The following is an 18,407-nucleotide window of genomic DNA, read 5'->3' on the forward strand; positions in this document are numbered from 1 at the left end:
TTTCCACTGAACAGTAAGGTAATTACAGTCGATCTCGTCACAAAACACCCTTCTACGGAGTATGTATTCCCAACTGTTCCACGTAGTATCGATGTGCTTTTTCCGCGATTTTATCCGGGTCTTCCCAAAATTGCTCGTCCAACTTATCCAGTCTCTCTATCTCTTCCTCAGTAAGGTACTGCGGAATATCCCATAGCTGTGTAAGGCGCTTGTCTCCTGACAACCGTTCGATACAGGCATATCCAGATTGTATAATTTCGAGTGCATGAACCGCCCCAATCGCTTGTAGCGCTCGAACCGCATGGAGATATGCCGCTTCTCCCCAATTGCAGAAAAATTGAATAAACCCGCCGTTATAGAGGTCAGCTTCCAGCAGCCACAAGGCAGTGATCTCTTGTTCCTCTGGGGGTAAGGCATCCCAGCCAGAATCATTCTTCTTATCCACAAAGGACGATGCAAAATCGAACCAAATGTCGCAGATATCCGTCTTCTCCATTTTGTTTCCCCCTTTAATGTGTAGACCTTATGGATCAGAACATCATTTATACACACAATGTCGCTGCTTACCTGTCTATTTATTAGGCTAATTTTCAATAGAGTTAACATTGCGAAAGAGCCAATAGCCGCTCTAGTCTTTCTTTAAGCGGCGACTCTGCTTTTCGTGCCGTTCCCTCCAGCTTCTTTACGCTTCCAAAGATTCGGCACACAACCATCTCACATTGATAATTCTCTTTGTCTTGCAATGCCTCGATAAGCGCCTCTGCAAGTTCAGGGCGGTCGATAGTCAGATTTTTTACCTTCGTCCCCTCGTCAATGCCTCCCAGCAACATAGATACGATCACTGGCATATGCTCTGGCTTGACGCCATGCGCCTCGATAAATGCCTGCGGATATCCATCCTGCACCATTTGGTGCTCTGTATCCACCATGCCCATATAACGGCATACCAATGGGAAATAATCCTCGCTATATAAGCCGAGGCCTAGTACAGCATAAGTGCCCGGCATAGCCGATTTCTCGCTGGGCTCCACATCGCTGTACCATGCGAACTCTTCCATTGCCGTCTCCGCATATTCTGCAACTTTGGGGAACAGCGCCGGATAGCTGAGTGCATTGGCAAAAAAACGATGCAGCTTGGACTTCGCCAGCTTTTTATACGGAAGCATATGCTTTTGGCTGCTTTTCAGCTTTAGGTTGTATTCTTTGGGGAAACCCTGCCGCAACAGATCGATGATATAATCGAGCGCTTCAGCGTATGCTGCCTCCTCTTCAGAGAGAATCCGGATGTCGATTGTCTTCGTCACATCATTGTTGTGGGCCTCTACTTTCTCTCCTCGATAGGTGCTCACAAATTTACCGCTGCCTATTTTCAAATAATCTGCTGCCCGCTTTGAACCCAATTGCGCCGCAAGTCCCAGGTACTTCAGCCGATTATCCGGCTCGGTGAAGCCAATTTGTACGGCTGCATAAATAAAGAACTCCAATTCTCCAGCATCTGCGGAAGAAGGGATCGCTTCCTCCTTCAACACCCATTCGTTTCGATAATAACCGGTTTGGTTAAAATGCTGCGGTAAAAAGTAATCCTCCGCCCAGCGTTTGAAGGTATAAGTATATCGGCTGGTCCATTCTTTTTTGCGTTCGTGGTTCTCCTTCAGCTTATCATTGAGTCGTCGGATCAACGGCTCGATTTCTTCTACTTCCTGCTTCATTAAATCAGGATTGACCAAATGACTGGCAAAAAAGAAATAGTCATCTTTTGCTGGTAGGACCGGTGGATCAGATAATACCTTTGTTTGAATAAATTGCTCCAGGGTCTGTTTCAGTTGACTTAACTTTGGCTCATTGATGAACGGTTGGTTACGTGATAATGTAGATTGTTCCCATTCAAACTCCAATACAACTTCAAACTTGTAATCAAAGAAACGGGCTCCCAGCTCCTCAGAGCGGAACAGTCGCTCTACCCGTTCGCACAAGGCAGGAAAGAATTCCTCAATGAGGAGTTCATCCGTTAATTCCGAGATGTATGCACCAGCTTTCACTTTATATGAGCTGTCGCTCCAAGATAATGGCTCATAGATATCGATATGAATATTTCCATTTGCCCATGAAAACTTCCCTTTTCTCCATGCGACTCGAAGATAATCCTTCACTCCAGCCTGTAAACTTCTTTGATCCTTAAACTCGCTCAGCCTTTTGCTCTCTTTTGCGTAAATCGAAGTGACTTCTTCCCACACATCATTCAAAAAAGCTTCTACAGCCTGATTCAACAGTCTTTCCTCCCGACCAAGAAATAAATATGCTTCTGCCTACTATTTGGATGTTCACATGTCCTACTAATTGAAAGCTAACCCTTGTAAGAAGGATCCTGCTCCAATCTTCCCTTCAACCTTGTGGCAAGCTCTTTCCAGCGCATTCCCTCCGCCGTTCTACGGAGCTCAGACTCGTCCTTCTCCAGCCAGTACTCCCCTTCCATCAGTTCGTACATATCCATCAGCGTTATCTCGGGGGTGTCTGGATTCTCGAAGGCGGACAGCATAGGCTCTGAACCATCATCCCAGTTATAGCCGTTCACGACTGCATGCAGCAGAACTGGTAAATCTAAGAGACGAATCTTCTCACTCATACTGCTCAGTGACTCTTCATATAAAATTTCATCAACAGCTCCCTCTTCTTGCGCCGTCAACGATAGACGAACCGCTCCTTCCGTAGCGAGAAGCAGATCTGCAATGTTCTGATCACTACGAGCCGCGTTTGTTGCGAGCGTGGATCAGCTCTGCTGGTATAATGTAGCCGTCAACCTATCTTCAACACAAATAAACATATAGAAAATTCCTTCACCATATTGGTCAAAATCAGCCCAGTTCATCTGGACGAAAAACCGCATTCTTTGGGCGCAGCAAGGGCAATGCGGATAGTCGGCATCCTGCACCCAGCTTGGGTGGCCTCCGATTTGCGAGTCTTGCTGAGTCAATGTCCAAGATGAAGCATAGTACGGAGAGTGAGGCTCAGATGCTAGGCTAAGCTTCATATCTTCAACTGCAACGCTGATGTCCTCATCATCCAGACTAGGCAAATAATCGGGCTTCTGATTGAATTGACTCCAGGCCGGTTCCCCCTGTTGATCGAGCTCCATGTAAATGGTGCTGAAGCTTCCACAGTGCTCGCATGTTGCTACTTGCAGGCGTTCTGTAGACAGGCCGAGATACGACAAGGATGGATGAGTGGTATCCGCGTCCATCAAGACAGTGAGCTTTCTCTCGCACCATGGACAATGGGAATTGCTGGTCATTAGGAAGTGCGCAGCAGACGTCTCCGCTCCTGAATCTACCTGCTGTTCATCCGTTGCACGAATCGCGTAGCATAAATTACTGATCAAATCACGTCTTTCCCCATTCGATGAGAGCTCCCAGCCCCCCTCTAAGGCATACACGTCAGGATTGACGAACAACTGTCCCGCCCACTTCGGCGGATGCAGCCGCCATTCCTCAAATTGTCTCACAACCTCTGAGTCACCAATCCAGCTCAGTATGAGCAGGATATGATTGCGGTTGTCGTCGTCCCATTCCACTTGCTGGAGCAGGCGATCCCGTATTTCGGACGGTGCATCTTTAAATAAGATCGAGGAATGATATAGGTCACGCTCTATAAGCTTGGGCAGAACTTCTGAAATATCATCATTCCGGTAACACACGAGCGATAATAGGATTTGTTCTGCTTCATCCTCATGGCCTGCATCCAATTGCTCCACCGCATACTTTAGCATTTGCCCCGCCTCTGCAACTGTTAAAGATACATAGATTTGTTCTCTACTATACGGGTAAGCAACATATTGAATCAGCGGATTATATGTTCTTTGCGTATGCATAACCTTCAAAATGTCTATCGGGTTCGTCAAGCCTTCATACAAATTCACCGTTTTGCGATGCTGATTAATATACGCTTGCCGTTTCTTCCGTTCTTGTTCCTGTTGGCAGGGCATGCAGATACCGCCTGTTTTAGTCGCCGTAGTCGGCAGGATCGTCGAGCTGCAGCCTTCCGTTTTGCATGGAATGCGTTCTGCCATAGTTGAGTACCCTCCATATGTTGTTCTTTCATCTAACAATCACGATTCGGTTCATTTTGGAAACTGTCCTTTAAGATAGGAACTCCAGAGTCTACTGACAAATGCATTGGCGAGCTTGCTGTCGAAGGCCTTGGCAATGAGACCAAAGTCATCAGATACATAACTGGCCAGCTCGGAATTTTGCGTGAGTCGAAACGTTTGCTTGAATGCATATTCTCTAATATCTCGAATTGTCGCACTTTCAGTGGGGTCTTTCTTATGTAATGTTTCATAGCTAGCGTTCCATGCCGCATCGAATGCAGATGATTCTCGAGCGTCTAATTCTGAATCCCAATCCCCTTCTACAAAAAAGACTTTTTCAAAAAAGCCGTCAGTTCGGATGATCGTAAAAATTTCATTTGCTGTTTTCAACGGAATCCCGCCTCTATCAAATTTATTCGTCAATCAACCTAACCTCAACATTCACCTTCCGTTCACGATCCGATATACAGCGTGTGCTCTGAGAAGGTTGCGGAATATCCCAGTCTATATAAGTCGAAATACGGTGCAAACGGGTCGCCCTTAAGTCCGTAGCGGTGCCACTGCAAATAATAAGAAATCCAATAATCGCAGGCAATCGAGTAATAGGCCTCGTCTAGAATTTCAATCGGTGCATCATAATCCTTGTGCTCACTCACAACCTAGCTGTTCGCCATGTCTCCTCAGCACATCTTGAGGCACATCTGCAACCTTACTAGTAAAATAGCCTGGCACCGTGTCACCGCCAAAATCCGCGGGATCGAGGATGTCATACATTTGTACAATTCGCTGTAAATAGGCGTCTCCATCTTGCAGCGGCGCAAAGGTAGCCTCCACCCCTTTACCGCTCGGCATATACATTTGAAAATATCCATAGAGCGAGTCCTCATCAATCATTTCATCGGCTTCTTCTTCTTCATCCATGAGATGGAGCAGGTATCTTGCGTATGACTGCTTATCCAAAGTAATCCTCTCCTTATCGCAAATAAGCGGAGTTATAAGTTCTCATTCGTATATTTTAGTACAAAAAAGACCTTATGGCTAAAATAAGGCCTTTTTTGTGCGATTATTGGCAGATTTACGAACTTTCATCTTTTTATTTCATTTTCCTTCAGAATTCCCGACGGACCCAGTTTCCCTTCTTCCCAAACTTGCAGATGTAATGAAGCGATAACCTCCGCCTCGGCAAATTTGTTAGCCCATTCCTTTTTATCCCTTTCCATGCATAAGGATGTTGCCGGTGAAAGGCTTCCCCGAATCCAAAAATATCTGTACCGAGGGCTTGTGCTTCTTGGATTACCTTTTGAACAAATTTGCCGGTTTGTCTATTTAGCTCTTGCTGTACCAATATCACGTTTTTAGACTCGCTTAAGTCTAGTCGCGTGTTATTTTCCCGAATTGTACCTTTTCCGCCAAGTGTAACGGTAATACTAACCTTATTGCCGCGCTGGGATGTTTTGATGTTTCTCTTCAAATGGTCTAACTCAACTAAAATGTTTCCCTTCTCCCCAGGAATATTGACGGTGAAGACATTGGAATTTAATTTCCCTACGATCCATTGCCGGATGAAACTCTCCTTCATCGGCAAATAGGTAACGAGACGGTTTTCCTTATCGAAAATAGCGAAGCCCCTTAGCTTCATCTCAGGAGCTGTTTGTTCCGAACCTTCTTTAGAAGGGCTGTCCGTTTTTTCAACGGCAGGCAAAATGGGGCAACTTTCCTCGCTCGAAGCGGCCATCAAAAAGTTTCGCAAGGTGAGATCTGGATTTAACCCAGCAGCCTCATGCATTTTGACAAGAGCATTCGCCGAAAGGCGTTCCAACGGATAGGGTAATTCAAGAAAATCCTGCACCGATCCGCCTTTCAAAACGAACATATCTGCTCGCAGCCGTACAATGGGATCCCGGCTTAATTGATCCAAAATTGTTGCAAGACCATGTCGTGCTAACTCTTCCCCAATCAGAATTACCCTGCGATGCCCGGAAAACCATGTACGGGAAACTTTAAGTTGCATATCCCTAGCGGCTTCGTACAGATTTTTACCAGTTCCCGAGACAGTAACAAAAGCCTTGTTGCCCTGACTTGCCGATTTACCGCTGCCCATTTTCGATGGGAGCGCAAACTGTGTCGTCCCCCGATACGTTCCATCTTTGTTCAGATCAAATCCCCACGCGATAATAATGGCTCGATCATTCAATTCTTTGCGATCCCAGCAACCTGTCGTCAACAGTATGAGCAAAATGAAAATAAGAAAAATCACCCTGTTTTGTTTCATTGTTGCCTCACCTTCTTGTTGGATCTCTTTTTACGGATCGTCCCGACAATCCATAATAAAAGAGGAATTCCGAATACGTTAATCGGCATGACATAGGGCAGCCAAAATTTTTGTGGGTAATCGATCATGGCCTGTGCGATGTTTTTTGGCAATAGTGAAAAACCGAATACGATCGGAACAACGACCCAGATTAACTTTCGCCAATCTTTTATGTTCAACCATTGTGCGGTTCCGTAAGTAGTGGCAAACAGGAATAAAGAAAGCTTGGTAAAAACAGAGAACATCCAGACGACCACAACCAGGATATCAACATTTTGAATGAAACCCAAAACGGAAATAAAACGTGACATATCATAGAAAGGAAACCACATCCGCGAAGAAAGTAACGGCCCAAACGTCATAATAGCCACCGCTGCCGCCACAAAAACCAATAAAGACGGGACAGCCATTCCCCACATTGCCCGTGGGAGCGCTTGGCGGGTATCGGATAGAAAGCAAAACACCATCATCAATATGACCGTTTCACTATAATAAGCAGCGGTTGGGAGTGCCCCTTTCAAAATCGGCCCTAACCCGGAATCGGCGTAAACTGGAGTTAATTGCTGCCAATCCAGATGATTCAAGCTAAGAACGCAGGTACCCAAAACCATTAGGACTATAATTGGACCCACAATTTCACTGCAACGGGCGATGCCCTCAATACCGCTTGTATAAATAACATAAACCGCTAAGATCAATTGTGTGAACAATAGCACTGTTAACGGTGTTTTCTCAAATAATGCTAGGTGTAAAAAATCCGAGGAGTCGCGCAAGATTACTCCATCTACCGAATACCACATCACAAAGTAAGGGAGGACAATGATTTTTCCCAACCATTTTCCCAGTATCGTTTGGCTAAATTGGATAAAGGTTTGATCCGGGTATAGCAGACTTATCTTAGCGGCAAGGTATACTACGCCAAGCCCGATGATTCCCGAAAGTAAAACGGAAATCCAAGCATCTTGCTTGGCCTCAGCGATCGCTGGAGTCAACGTAAACAGTATACCTGATGCGGTTTCAGTACTCACTATCAGCCAAAAGAGCTGTAGTCCGGAGATTTTCATAAGACTTGCTCCTATCCAATGCAATTCATGTTGGTGTGTAAATATCTATTTATGTACGTTTCCCACGTTGCGGATCAGGCTTTTGACCTTCCGGAATGCGCTCTTTATCCCTTCCTGCAAAAAATGGGCGATCTCGCATAGCCCATCGCGGCGCTCGTATAAAAATATCCTTTGAATTTCCGGGAATCTCGGGGGAAACCGGAGTGAGATAAGGCACTCCAAAAGAACGCAGATTTACTAAATGAATAAGCAGTACAATCAATCCAAGGCCAATTCCATATAAACCCAGCGCCCCCGCCAAGATCAGAAGAGGAAACCGAACGAGTCGAAAGGCGAGCCCAACATTATATCGTGGAATAGAAAATGATGCGATGCCAGTAAATGCGACAACAATGACCAGAGGAGCAGCAACGATCCCCGCATTGACTGCAGATTCTCCAATCACCAATGCTCCAACCATGCTAACCGCTGAACCGATCGGTTTGGGCAAACGAATCCCGGCTTCCCTTAATGCCTCGAACATAAATTCCATCAAGAGCGCCTCTACAACGGCCGGAAAAGGAACGCCTTCGCGAGCGGCGGCGATACTCAGCAATAATTCTGCTGGTACTAACTCCGGATGGAACGTCGTAGCTGCAACATAAAGGGAAGGAAGGAGTATCGAAATGAAAAGCAACGTGAACCGCAGCCATCGAATGGCTGTGGAATAGATAAAATGCTCATAATAGTCTTCTGCCGCCTGAAGGGCCGACCAAAAGGTCATGGGAACGATAAGTACAAACGGGGAACCGTTAACAATAATCCCGATTTTGCCTTCCAACAAACTTGAAAGTACAACATCAGGCCGTTCCGTGTTCTGCACGGTTGGAAATGGGGAGAAGGGAGCATCTTCGATAAATTCTTCAATGAATCCGGAATCCAGTACTGCATCAATCTCAATCCGGCTAACTCTCTTTCGGACCTCGTCCAGGATGGAATCTTCTACAATGCCTTCAATGTACACCAAGGCCACATCCGTCTGAGACAATGCACCGATGGTTACCGCTTCGGTTTTCAGCCTTGGGCTTTTTAACCTTCGACGCAGCAAACTCGTATTCGTTCGTAAGGATTCGGTAAATCCTTCACGGGGACCGCGTACTACGGATTCGGTTTACGGTTCAGTAACCTGACGCTTTTCAAAATTAGTAAGATCGGCGAGCAAAACCTGGTGCTCCCCCGCTGCAAACACGGCGACGTGGCCACTTAAAATGTCCTGTACTGTTTCTGATACACGATCTGTTAGCTTGATTTGCCGGGTAGCGACAGCTTGATTAGCTATCAATTCTCCCAAGCATTCCAGTTTACTCAACTCATTCGGCAATCCCGGGTTGATTAGCGGCTTCAGAATGGTTTCTTCCAAGCTTACACTGTCAATCATCCCATCAACATAGATCAATAGTGCTTGCATTTGCCCATGAAGCTGAACTGAACGATATACAACATCCGAACAGTTTCGGAACAGCTCGTTCATCATTTGCTCATTTTGTTGTAAATCAAAAGTGAACTGCTGATTCAGAAGGCACGCATCTTCTTGCAGCACAATTTCCCTCTTGGCCCGTTTTTTAAGGAATGAATTCAAAAACCGCTGAGTAATACGTGTCATAAGGAAATCTCCCGAATTTAATAATTTATACCGATTATTAATCCCCAATCCAGGGACATTCATACAACATTCGAAGCCCTCGAACTAACAGGCGAGACTTCGATATGATATGTAACCCCTTTAACCAACAGGCATGACCGCCATTAGCCAGAACGTCAAGAAGATCGCCAACCATCTGGCCAAGTGGGCTGGATAGGGCGATCCACAACTCGTCTCCAATCTCTACACCATATAACGGCTCAATAGATTGGTGAATATGATAGCTGCCTCCGGCTCTTTCCACCGTAATCTGCGCCAATGGACGTTCTCCGAGCGTGCCTACGAACCGCACAGAGGTCACGATGGCAGCTCCCTGCTTCCCTTTTTGCAAACGGAGCTCCTTCTCGTAATCGTCATTTCGCATGACAACCGGAATGACCACGCCAGCTTTCACAGGAAAGCCTTTCGGGACGAAGAGACTGTTCGACTTGCGCAGCCGTTCTGCTTCATCGGTCAGAATGGTTTCCAGCATCATCAGTTGGCGATCCGCAATCGTTATTGGAATTCCTCGATGCGGATCACTTCTCCCTAAATGGTCACTTGCTTGTTGTCTTCGAAGCTTACTGCATTCCCATAACTGTAGATTCTAGCCGCATCTTGAGACAATGCGAGGTTAGCCCTCTCCCCAATGCGGTATGCAAACCCAGAGAGCTCCAATGCAGGCACAGCATAATCCCGGCCGTCAGCCGTAAAGTGGAGCTGTAATACCCGGCTGCGATTGATTTGCCCGCGTTCTTCGATCCGACTTAAGACAGCATCCTTGATCATCTTCAGTCCACTTGCTCCGGAATGTTATCCTCCGTGACAAATACTGCGCTGTTCTTCCTCCGGTTATAGCTGATGACGACCGGATCCCCAACCTTCACTCCGTTCAAGAATGATAGGACTTTCTTGATCGCTACCTCTTTTGTCTGTCCTTCATCCGTGAACCTGACGGTAAAGCGAACTAGCGGCTGGTTGTTTATGTAGGTTCCTGTCTCTTCCATTCTAGCGATTGTGCCTGGGAAAATTGTGCCTTCGGCGTTTTTCCACCCTATATCTTCTCCCTTCCAATTCCAATCAAGTCAATTCTAGAGATATGTCCTTTTTACCATGTAAAAAAATAATCAGGAGTTAAAGAACCCCCGTGATTCAGTGATCGTTAAGCAGCAAGGGATTCCATGCCTGATTTTGGCTAGTATGCGAGTAAAGGAAGTCAGCAATCAACCTATCCCTCAGTTGCGTCTTTTTTTCAATGTATATTGGCATGGTAAATAGATCAAATGTCACATTTACAATCGAAGCCCTTTATTGTGAACAACATAACACACCATTTATAGAGCAAGCTGCTCCATTTTTATCAGCGTTTTAAAATTGTTACTTGACCTTAGGTCAGACCTAAGGTATATCGTTGAGATATTCCAAGCTATTCCCTTAGGAGTGAACATGATGAAAAGTGAAATTACAATTAGTGAATTAGCGAAGCTGATGAATGTGTCAGTCCATCAAATACGTTACTTTGAAGAGAAAGGCGTTCTTCAACCCAGCTACACAGCTAACAACCAGTATCGCATGTATGACATGGAGCAAGTGTACCAGTTGGCGCAAATTCTGCTGCTTCGCAAGCTTGAAGTGCCTGTTTCATCCATTAAGGAGTGTATGACTTCCTTCTCTGCGGATCAATATCGTCAGCTGCTTCATTCTTCCCTGTGCGATATCGAAGCGGAAATACGGCGGCTTAAGGAGACGCAACAGTTTATCAAAAAAGTGCTGCAGGAGCAGCGATACGAAATGGAAAAGTCCAATTCTTATCCTATCAAGCGACGAGATATCACCTATTTCACACGTTGGATAGAGACGGATTCCCTTACAAAGCTTACTGCCAAACAATTGGTTGAGCAATCAAAGCCCATTCCGAACTTGTTCGAAATGGATATTCACTATATTTATCATGATGATGCTAGCCACAGCTTATGTTTGGAAGCGCAGAACCCTGGCGTTGGGGATTTTGCTCTACCTAGGGGGAATTACCTAACACAGCAGTGCGTCATTGAAGAAGAGGATGAACTTGATGAAATCATTGAACAGTTTTATCAATATGCGGCTGCGCAATCTTATGTTCTCTCAGGCCCTCTAATCCTGATTGAAAAATCATATTTATCTTTATTTAGCAACAACAAGTTGCACTACGAGCTGCAAATCTTGGTAGAGCCTATAGCCAATTCTGAAGGAGGCAATGATCATGACTGCGCGACAAATCACGATTGAACCGATGCAAGATAAGTACAATGCACAGGTTGGCCGATTGCTCGTTCATGGGTTCCGCGGGAAATTTCAACACCTAACGAAGTTGAGTGAGGAGAATCTTGCTTTCTTTTTCGAGAAGCTGTTGGAACAATACCCTTCTGAACCGGCAAGCTGTAGAATTGTCGCCCTGCAAGCGGGAGAAGTGATCGGTACGTTATCGATCAAATGGGGTGCAAGTGCAGAAGTTCAGGAAACAACGAGCAAGCTTCCCGTGTGGAAGGATGTTAATTACATTGGAAAATGGAACCTCCTTATACTGGTAATTGGATTATCCCTACTAGAACATAAGCCGTTAGCTAAGGAATGTTATATTGCTGACGTGGCTGTCCACCCCCATCATAGAAGCAAAGGAGTTGGAAGATTGCTGTTGGAATGGGCGCAGCAGTTTGCCCTAGCGGAACTAGGCCTGAGCTTACTAAGCTTGCACGTCGCAGGTTCAAATCCGCGGGCAAAACAGTTGTATGAGCAGTTATCCTTCTCTACCTATAAACAAGAATATAGTATTCTGCGTCACTTCTTTTTCAATGAAGGAACATGGAATTATATGACCCGAAGATTGAAATCATAGAGAGCTATTCACAAGGAGAACATAAGATGAAAAAGAAACTAGCGATATCCTTACTATTGATTGTTTTGATTTTTGGCGGTGCTGGACTATATATTTTGAATCAGTACGATTTTGACATGGATGAACAGGCTGTTGAAATCCAGACGCCTCAAGGCAAATTAACAGGCAGCTTCGTCCTGCCTAAGAACTACACGAACAAACTTGGACTTGTATTATTCATTCATGGGGACGGCCCTATTGACGCTACGCACGAGGACGGCTATAAGCCGCTATGGGAACGGCTGGCTTCCCTTGGATATGCTTCTTTGTCTCTTAACAAAAGAGGCATTAACGGTTCGGAAGGCAATTGGGAGCATCAAAGCATAGATGACCGAGTGAAAGAAGCCCGTCAGGCGATTGACTGGGCAAAACAGCAGCCAATGATTGATGAAAAGCAGATTGGGGTGTGGGGAGCGAGTCAGGCGGGCTGGGTCATTCCGAAGCTTGCCAAGCAGGAGCAGCTCGCTTTCAGCCTTCTTCTATCCCCTGCGATCAACTGGATTAGTCAAGGGCACTACAATACACGCAGGGAAATGCTGGCTGCAGGGAAATCGGAAGCAGAAATTCAAGACAGACTGGCCTATAACCGACAAGTGCGACAGTTGTTAGAGAAACATGCTTCCTATGAAGAGTATGCCAAAATCGCACGTGAAAATAGCTTGATGTCGAGAGACAGATGGATATTCGCCGGCAAAAATTTCTTGTCGGATGCCACGGATGATCTTCGCAACTTCAACTCGCCTGTATTGCTGATTCTAGGTGAAGAAGATTTGCAGGTCGATGTGAAGGATACGGAGCGGGTCTATCGAGACATTGTGAAGCCTGGATTGTTGACCGTTGCTGTCTTCCCTGACGCGGATCATTCTATGCTGAGCAAGCAAACAGCGAATTCGAATTTGCGGGCATTATTGATTAGTCTATTCGCTCCAAGACAAATTACGATCCCGGGTTATATGGATGCGATCGAGCAGTTTCTGAGGAAACTTCCCGTCTTTCAAGTCGGCGGATATCGGCTTACCCTTCCTCCTCCACTGGACTGCATATTCCTTTAAACGGTACGCACCAACTTGTATCCGGACATAAACCTGGATTTTCTTCACAAAGTAAGCTAGCGTAATAAGGATTTTTTTTGCTGAGATTTTTAAAATAACAGACAATCTCGTGATTACGATTGGCCAAACTATTCAATTGAAATGAGACCGGATATTTCGTTTTAACATGCTCATAGAATAACCCGTCTCTCGTAAATGGAGACGGATACGATCGTTCCGGCAAGGTTGGAATAATGTCATGAATATTGAAAATGCGAATGCTGTTCTTAACCGTTTGATCGAATTTTGATGCAAACACAGGGCTTGCGACACGCGGGCTGCCGTACGTATATACAATAGGTTTCGTAAAAGGAGTGTTAACTGCAATATCATAAGCAGCCAATACGGCTAAGGCTCCTCCTAAACTATGGCCTGTCACAAACAGTGTTTTCGATGTAGAAAGCTTGCTAAGTTCTCTAATCAACGCTTCCCTTGCGGAATGATAGATACATGTGAATCCGCGATGAGTACGTCCAGATTCGTGGACAAACGGATAAGGAATCTGATATAAATCTTGATCCGACTCGTTGTCCTTGAATGTTCGGGTTCCTCTGAAGACGACGATAATTCGACGCTTCGATTGTGCAATATAACCGAACACTTCCTCTTCCGGCTCTTCAACGCCAGCAAGAGCTCGAATGATCCATGAAACGGAAAATCCTTTGGGGAGTACAAATGGTTCTTCTTCAAAAAGTTGATAGGCTTGATGGATCATAGTTGATAGCAAGATGGCGTCTTCTGCGTCAAAACGATGTTCTAATTTGGATACTTTCATCTAGGCAGCTCCATTTACGAATCAAGTCTCTATCCTCTTAGCATGTTCCCTCAAACGGAACGCACATGTTGGCATTGGGGCAAAAACCTGGATTGTTGCTGCATAACATCTCGGCGAAAACAGGGCTCTTCTTGCTGAGGGATGTAAAGTAACATGCAATGTTGTCATTTCGGGTAACCGTATTCAGTTGAAATGCGAGCGGGTACTTGGTTTTGACATGCTGATATCGTATCCCCTGCTTCGTAAACGGAGGCGGATAATGCCGAGCAGGAAACGTGGGAAATGAATCGTGTATATTCACAATCCGAACCTTATTGGCAACCACGCTGTTGAACCGGCTGGCAAAGCGCGGGTCTCCAATACGAGGACTGCCGTACGTATATACGATAGGGTTCTTAAACTTCGTGTTTACGGCAATGTCTAAAGCGGCTAACGTAGCCAAAGCTCCACCATAGTTGTGGCCGGTAATATATAGTTTCTTTGTCGCAGACAGATCATTCAGTTTTTCGATTAGTTTTGTTCTGGTTGATTGATAAATACAGGTGAATCCACGAGAGGTCTTCCCCGCATTTGGAACGAATGGATACTGTACTTGAAGGATGTCATACGCTGCTAACAAATCTGCCGGATAGGCAGCATACCCTCTGAAAGCGATAATGATTTGATCTGAGGACTCTGCAATAAAACCAAACACGATTTCTGTAGGATTCTCAACATTTGCGAATGCATGAATCGTATAGACAAGCTTATATTCCGATGGCAAGACAAGTGTTCCTTCTAAGTACAATGGATACGTCTGATAGCACATAGCAGCAAGCAAGATTGCTGTCTTGCTATGAAAAGAAGATCCCATATTAATAATTCCTCTCTTATGTCCAAGTCGATCAGTTGCTTATGAGCATGGTATTCTTAACAGGGTTAACAACTACGGCTCTCCCCTGTTCTAAGTATATGCCTAGAGACATGATATGGTGTTTTATTTACGTATTCCTGTCGCCACCTCACTCTATTTACATTCACGGGAAATAATACAGCCAGCCGCAGATTGATTATCGACGACTGGCTATTTGCAATTGAAAAATAATATAAGATTTTATTTCATTACATCATGCGTTGTTGAATTTCACTCGCGAGAAGCCAATGTTTCAGGGATAAGCCGCATGGCTTCATTTTTATATATTCTCCTGCTTCAATGCATCGATAATGTTCTCTTTCTTTACCTTGGCACTGGAATATAACATGGCCGAACCGACGATGATAAATACGGCAGCAATGACCGAGAGAATACTCACCCAAGAAAAAGACAACTCAAAATGAAAGCGTTGCGACAATGCGCTATGAATGAGATACATGACGACGAAGCTTAGAGGAAGGCCGAACAAGAGCGATTTCACTCCATAAAAAATGCTTTCGTAGTTCATCATTTTCGCAAAGCCCTTAGGTGTCATACCAACTGATTTCAGCATCGCGAATTCCCGCTTCCGAAGCGATATGCTCGTCGAGATTGTATTGAAGATGTTGGCGATAGAAATAGCTGAAATCAATATGATAAAGCCGTACGAGAATACAGACATGATCAAAATTCTTTGTTCTTCCACGGCTCTGGACTGGTATTCATTCAAAAAGGACAGATTAGAATCTCTGAATTCTTCAATCTCCTGCTGTGTCTTCAAAGGATCTTTGCTTTTTAAAAATAATTGAGACTGACCGTATGCCCCAATCTTTTCATCAATGAGTCGCTCCAAGACACGTTTTGATACGACAATATCTAACTCGCCTACTGCTGATGAACGTATCCCCATAGGCAATTGATCCGTCTTCGCAGCGATGGTTACCTCTTTTAAATCTGTTTCTTTATTTGTTTCTTCGCTTATATAGCTCAACTGGAGACTTTGACCGATTTTTGCATGAATATTCTTCGTTTGCACAAATTTATTGGTCGCCTCGTCCTTATATTGAATCGTATCCACCACGATCGCGGCGGGATGATCTGGATTCATCAGTTGTTCGACATTTGCGCCAACCGCTTTGGCATAGGCTTGCAAGCTCGAATCGTTCATGGCATTAATATTTATGTCATAAAGGTATTTCCCTTCCTTCAGTACACTCCTATCCTTCTTGACCGCTTCTTGCAGCTCATTGGCGATTGCAGCTTCTCCGATCCAGGCGTTAACCCTGTACATTTCCGTCACATTGTATTCGGTCACACCGTCAAGGGATACAATCGATTGAACCGTCGTATCGTCCATTTGATTCCCATTGTTGTACCAGATGTGAATGTCGTAATTAACACCTTCAAGTGAGAGTGCTAGAGATTGCTTGAGATTGGCGGTATAAAATGACACCGTTAAAAACAGGACGATGCTGATTATGATTGAAAATACGGTGGCATGGTATCTTCGTTTATTTCGTTTTATATTTTTCAATCCGATCTCGGCTTCGATGCCGAATAGCTTGCGCATGAGCTTCGACGTTTTTACGGCTCTCCTTGTAAGTTTCACATCGGCAGTTTGGCGAATTGCGTCAATAGCAGAGATCTTGGAAGCTTTTATTGCCGGGACAAATGTCGAAATGAAAATCGTCAACATCGAAACAACGCAGGCAATCAGGAGCGACATTGGCGTGATGATGAGTGTTAATTTTTCCGTAGTCACAAGTGCCCCTTGCATGATGGGATTGATGAACAAGAAGGTTATCCCTATCCCGGCAAGACCGCAGAGGATCCCGATGGGAATGCTGATTGCTCCTATGATGACACCTTCAAAGAACACCGAATTCCGCTTCTGCCGCTTGGTCGCCCCGACGCTTGCAAGCATCCCTAGATGACGGGAACGCTCTGAGACGGATATCGCAAATGCATTGTAGATCAACGAGATCGAGCCGATGATGATGACCGCCATAATGATAACTGATAAAGAAATCAACATGCTGCTAGAGGCTTTGTTTTTCGACAAGCCATAATAGTGAAGCAACTCGTGATTATATAGGACGTTCTCGATGTTGTTGCTATTCGCCAGCTGTTCTGCATGCTCAAACAAAGAACGATCAACGGTTTTCAGGACAACTGCCGCATTGACTCGATCTGTTGCCTTTATACTGGTTTCATCGATATAGCTTATGATGGTATGTCCAGGCGCCCATGCCGGTTCCATGACGGGACGTTTGATGCAGCCTACCACCGTGTATTCCTTATTCGTGATTAGCTGTAAGGATTCAGTCAATTTTCCATTTTCATATCGCAACATCTCTGATTGATCCAGCGGTTTCTCGTTGCCCTTCTCGAATCGTTCGCCGACTGACAAGGTTAAGTGGTCGCCAATTTTATAGTTGACCTTTTCGTTCTTCACGATGGCTTCCGATATCACGACCTCCTTGTCTGTTTGAGGCAGTCGTCCCTTGCTCAACTGAATGGGAAAATGCGTGAAACCCTGTGCATTATACGCCTGGATAAATAAATAGGGCTTACTTGAGTTTTGTTTCCCTACTAACGGAGCATAGCCGAGATCTTGGGTGATCGTGACGACTTTGGTTGCATCATCGTTCTGAATGGCTTCAAGCTGTTCTTTGCTTACATTTTGATAAAGGACATGCCATTCTCCACCATCTGCGATGGTTTGCCTTTTCATGAGATCCAAAAAGAAAAGCCAAGCGTTGCCACAGCCGTCACCATAGCAACCGAAATGATGACGCCTATGATCGTGACCAGTGTACGCCGTTTATTTTGCATCAAATGTCTGATCGTGAGTGTATTGACGATATTCATGGGCGGATCACCTCGTCCTTGGCAATCCTTCCGTCTTCAATGGAAATGATCCTATCGGCCTGCAAGGCGATTCGTTCGTCGTGTGTAATCACGATCAACGTCTGCTGATAGGCCTTATTTAACATCTTTAACAAGTCAACGATCTCACTGCTATTTTTGCTGTCTAAATTCCCCGTTGGCTCATCTGCAAGCATGATCGCAGGATTGCTAATGAGTGCTCTGCCGATCGAGACCCTTTGCTGTTGTCCGCCAGATAGCTGGTTAGGCAGGTGGTTTAGCCGATGCTTTAAATTCAATGTCCCAACAAGCACGTCCAATTGCTTTTTGTCTACCTTTTGTTTATCCAGCAAAAGCGGCAGCGTCATATTCTCTTCCACGGTCAGGACGGGAATGAGATTGAAAAACTGATAAATCAGGCCGATTTGCCTCCGCCGAAAGATGGCCAGCTGCGTTTCGTCCAAGGCATACATGTCTGTATCCTCAACGAACACTTTGCCGCTAGTCGGCCGATCCACACCCCCCAGCAGATGCAGAAGTGTCGATTTTCCCGACCCAGAGGGTCCAATAATCGCGACGAATTCCCCTTTCCGCACGGAAAAAGATACATCATCAAGTGCTGTGACTGCCGATTCGCCTTTCCCATATTGTTTAGACAGATGGTCGATTCGTAAAATTTCCATGTTATAACCTCCATAGCGTTGCTGATGGATATCATTTTATCTGTCCAACATGACTATCCAGTGAC

Annotated in this window: 18 protein-coding genes and 2 pseudogenes; 3 read left to right on the plus strand and 17 right to left on the minus strand. The window is 45.2% G+C overall.

Annotated elements, in window-relative coordinates:
* Nucleotides 1-52: 52 nt before the first annotated feature.
* From PAV_RS24910 to PAV_RS24965, 13 genes and pseudogenes are all read right to left on the minus strand, one after another.
* Nucleotides 53-496 (minus strand): DMP19 family protein, encoded by a 444-nt coding sequence (locus tag PAV_RS24910; RefSeq protein WP_005550761.1) that lies wholly within the window; start codon nt 494-496, stop codon nt 53-55.
* Nucleotides 497-599: 103 nt separating this feature from the next.
* Nucleotides 600-2,267 (minus strand): DUF6138 family protein, encoded by a 1,668-nt coding sequence (locus PAV_RS24915; protein WP_005550762.1) that lies wholly within the window; start codon nt 2,265-2,267, stop codon nt 600-602.
* 77 nt (nt 2,268-2,344) lie between these two features.
* The gene (locus tag PAV_RS24920; RefSeq protein WP_005550763.1) at nt 2,345-2,683 is read right to left on the minus strand and encodes a DUF4274 domain-containing protein; all 339 of its coding nucleotides are present in this window, start codon (nt 2,681-2,683) and stop codon (nt 2,345-2,347) included.
* Nucleotides 2,684-2,767: 84 nt separating this feature from the next.
* Nucleotides 2,768-4,063: a hypothetical protein gene (locus PAV_RS24925; protein WP_005550764.1), complete on the minus strand. Its 1,296-nt coding sequence runs from the start codon at nt 4,061-4,063 to the stop codon at nt 2,768-2,770.
* Nucleotides 4,064-4,114: 51 nt separating this feature from the next.
* The gene (locus tag PAV_RS24930; protein ID WP_040736868.1) at nt 4,115-4,474 is read right to left on the minus strand and encodes a hypothetical protein; all 360 of its coding nucleotides are present in this window, start codon (nt 4,472-4,474) and stop codon (nt 4,115-4,117) included.
* Nucleotides 4,475-4,536: 62 nt separating this feature from the next.
* Nucleotides 4,537-4,740, minus strand: a complete 204-nt coding sequence (locus PAV_RS36525; RefSeq protein ID WP_238555915.1) for a hypothetical protein — start codon at nt 4,738-4,740, stop codon at nt 4,537-4,539.
* The gene (locus PAV_RS36530) at nt 4,733-5,044 is read right to left on the minus strand and encodes a hypothetical protein (RefSeq protein WP_005550767.1); all 312 of its coding nucleotides are present in this window, start codon (nt 5,042-5,044) and stop codon (nt 4,733-4,735) included. Before PAV_RS36530 ends, PAV_RS36525 begins: the two co-directional genes overlap by 8 nt.
* Nucleotides 5,045-5,192: 148 nt before the next feature.
* Nucleotides 5,193-6,356, minus strand: a complete 1,164-nt coding sequence (locus PAV_RS24940; RefSeq protein ID WP_005550769.1) for a Ger(x)C family spore germination protein — start codon at nt 6,354-6,356, stop codon at nt 5,193-5,195.
* A complete protein-coding gene (locus tag PAV_RS24945; RefSeq protein WP_005550770.1) occupies nt 6,353-7,459 on the minus strand; it encodes a GerAB/ArcD/ProY family transporter in 1,107 nt (368 codons plus the stop codon). The genes PAV_RS24940 and PAV_RS24945 overlap by 4 nt, the downstream gene beginning before the upstream one ends.
* 49 nt (nt 7,460-7,508) lie before the next feature.
* Nucleotides 7,509-9,101 (minus strand): annotated as a pseudogene (locus tag PAV_RS24950) (spore germination protein).
* 37 nt (nt 9,102-9,138) lie between these two features.
* Entirely contained in the window at nt 9,139-9,615 is a 477-nt protein-coding gene (locus PAV_RS24955) for a hypothetical protein (RefSeq protein WP_005550773.1), read from the minus strand.
* A gap of 53 nt (nt 9,616-9,668) precedes the next feature.
* On the minus strand, nt 9,669-9,908 hold the full coding sequence (locus tag PAV_RS24960; protein WP_005550774.1) for a hypothetical protein: 240 nt from the start codon (nt 9,906-9,908) through the stop codon (nt 9,669-9,671).
* Between the two features lie 2 nt (nt 9,909-9,910).
* Nucleotides 9,911-10,126, minus strand: coding sequence for a hypothetical protein (locus PAV_RS24965; RefSeq protein WP_005550775.1), 216 nt, complete (start codon nt 10,124-10,126; stop codon nt 9,911-9,913).
* Between the two features lie 439 nt (nt 10,127-10,565).
* Here PAV_RS24965 and PAV_RS24970 point away from each other — a divergent pair, with 439 nt between their 5' ends.
* The 3 genes from PAV_RS24970 to PAV_RS24980 are packed head-to-tail and all read left to right on the plus strand — an operon-like array spanning nt 10,566 to nt 13,085.
* Nucleotides 10,566-11,387: a MerR family transcriptional regulator gene (locus tag PAV_RS24970; RefSeq protein ID WP_005550776.1), complete on the plus strand. Its 822-nt coding sequence runs from the start codon at nt 10,566-10,568 to the stop codon at nt 11,385-11,387.
* On the plus strand, nt 11,362-11,994 hold the full coding sequence (locus PAV_RS24975) for a GNAT family N-acetyltransferase (protein WP_005550778.1): 633 nt from the start codon (nt 11,362-11,364) through the stop codon (nt 11,992-11,994). Before PAV_RS24970 ends, PAV_RS24975 begins: the two co-directional genes overlap by 26 nt.
* Nucleotides 11,995-12,020: 26 nt before the next feature.
* Nucleotides 12,021-13,085: an alpha/beta hydrolase family protein gene (locus tag PAV_RS24980; protein ID WP_005550779.1), complete on the plus strand. Its 1,065-nt coding sequence runs from the start codon at nt 12,021-12,023 to the stop codon at nt 13,083-13,085.
* Here PAV_RS24980 and PAV_RS24985 read toward each other — a convergent pair.
* The 4 genes and pseudogenes from PAV_RS24985 to PAV_RS25000 all read right to left on the minus strand — a co-directional run bounded on the left by PAV_RS24985 (nt 13,048) and on the right by PAV_RS25000 (nt 18,342).
* Nucleotides 13,048-13,899, minus strand: a complete 852-nt coding sequence (locus PAV_RS24985) for a lipase family protein (protein ID WP_005550781.1) — start codon at nt 13,897-13,899, stop codon at nt 13,048-13,050. The two genes, PAV_RS24980 and PAV_RS24985, sit on opposite strands and share 38 nt — an antisense overlap.
* Before the next feature lie 37 nt (nt 13,900-13,936).
* The gene (locus tag PAV_RS24990) at nt 13,937-14,752 is read right to left on the minus strand and encodes a lipase family protein (RefSeq protein ID WP_005550782.1); all 816 of its coding nucleotides are present in this window, start codon (nt 14,750-14,752) and stop codon (nt 13,937-13,939) included.
* Nucleotides 14,753-15,071: 319 nt separating this feature from the next.
* Nucleotides 15,072-17,662: pseudogene (locus PAV_RS24995) on the minus strand (ABC transporter permease).
* Entirely contained in the window at nt 17,659-18,342 is a 684-nt protein-coding gene (locus PAV_RS25000) for an ABC transporter ATP-binding protein (protein ID WP_005550785.1), read from the minus strand. Before PAV_RS25000 ends, PAV_RS24995 begins: the two are co-directional and overlap by 4 nt.
* Nucleotides 18,343-18,407 lie beyond the last annotated feature (65 nt).

This window comes from Paenibacillus alvei DSM 29 (assembly GCF_000293805.1).
GTDB classification, from domain to species: domain Bacteria; phylum Bacillota; class Bacilli; order Paenibacillales; family Paenibacillaceae; genus Paenibacillus_B; species Paenibacillus_B alvei.

Bases quoted from the DNA above. Each gene is read 5' to 3' on its own strand.
- PAV_RS24910 (WP_005550761.1), bottom strand. From the start codon at position 496: ATGGAGAAGACGGATATCTGCGACATTTGGTTCGATTTTGCATCGTCC.
- PAV_RS24925 (WP_005550764.1), bottom strand. From the start codon at position 4,063: ATGGCAGAACGCATTCCATGCAAAACGGAAGGCTGCAGCTCGACGATC.
- PAV_RS24940 (WP_005550769.1), bottom strand. From the start codon at position 6,356: ATGAAACAAAACAGGGTGATTTTTCTTATTTTCATTTTGCTCATACTG.
- PAV_RS24945 (WP_005550770.1), bottom strand. From the start codon at position 7,459: ATGAAAATCTCCGGACTACAGCTCTTTTGGCTGATAGTGAGTACTGAA.
- PAV_RS24955 (WP_005550773.1), bottom strand. From the start codon at position 9,615: ATGATGCTGGAAACCATTCTGACCGATGAAGCAGAACGGCTGCGCAAG.
- PAV_RS24960 (WP_005550774.1), bottom strand. From the start codon at position 9,908: ATGATCAAGGATGCTGTCTTAAGTCGGATCGAAGAACGCGGGCAAATC.
- PAV_RS24965 (WP_005550775.1), bottom strand. From the start codon at position 10,126: ATGGAAGAGACAGGAACCTACATAAACAACCAGCCGCTAGTTCGCTTT.
- PAV_RS24970 (WP_005550776.1), top strand. From the start codon at position 10,566: ATGATGAAAAGTGAAATTACAATTAGTGAATTAGCGAAGCTGATGAAT.
- PAV_RS24975 (WP_005550778.1), top strand. From the start codon at position 11,362: ATGACTGCGCGACAAATCACGATTGAACCGATGCAAGATAAGTACAAT.
- PAV_RS24980 (WP_005550779.1), top strand. From the start codon at position 12,021: ATGAAAAAGAAACTAGCGATATCCTTACTATTGATTGTTTTGATTTTT.
- PAV_RS24985 (WP_005550781.1), bottom strand. From the start codon at position 13,899: ATGAAAGTATCCAAATTAGAACATCGTTTTGACGCAGAAGACGCCATC.
- PAV_RS24990 (WP_005550782.1), bottom strand. From the start codon at position 14,752: ATGGGATCTTCTTTTCATAGCAAGACAGCAATCTTGCTTGCTGCTATG.
- PAV_RS25000 (WP_005550785.1), bottom strand. From the start codon at position 18,342: ATGGAAATTTTACGAATCGACCATCTGTCTAAACAATATGGGAAAGGC.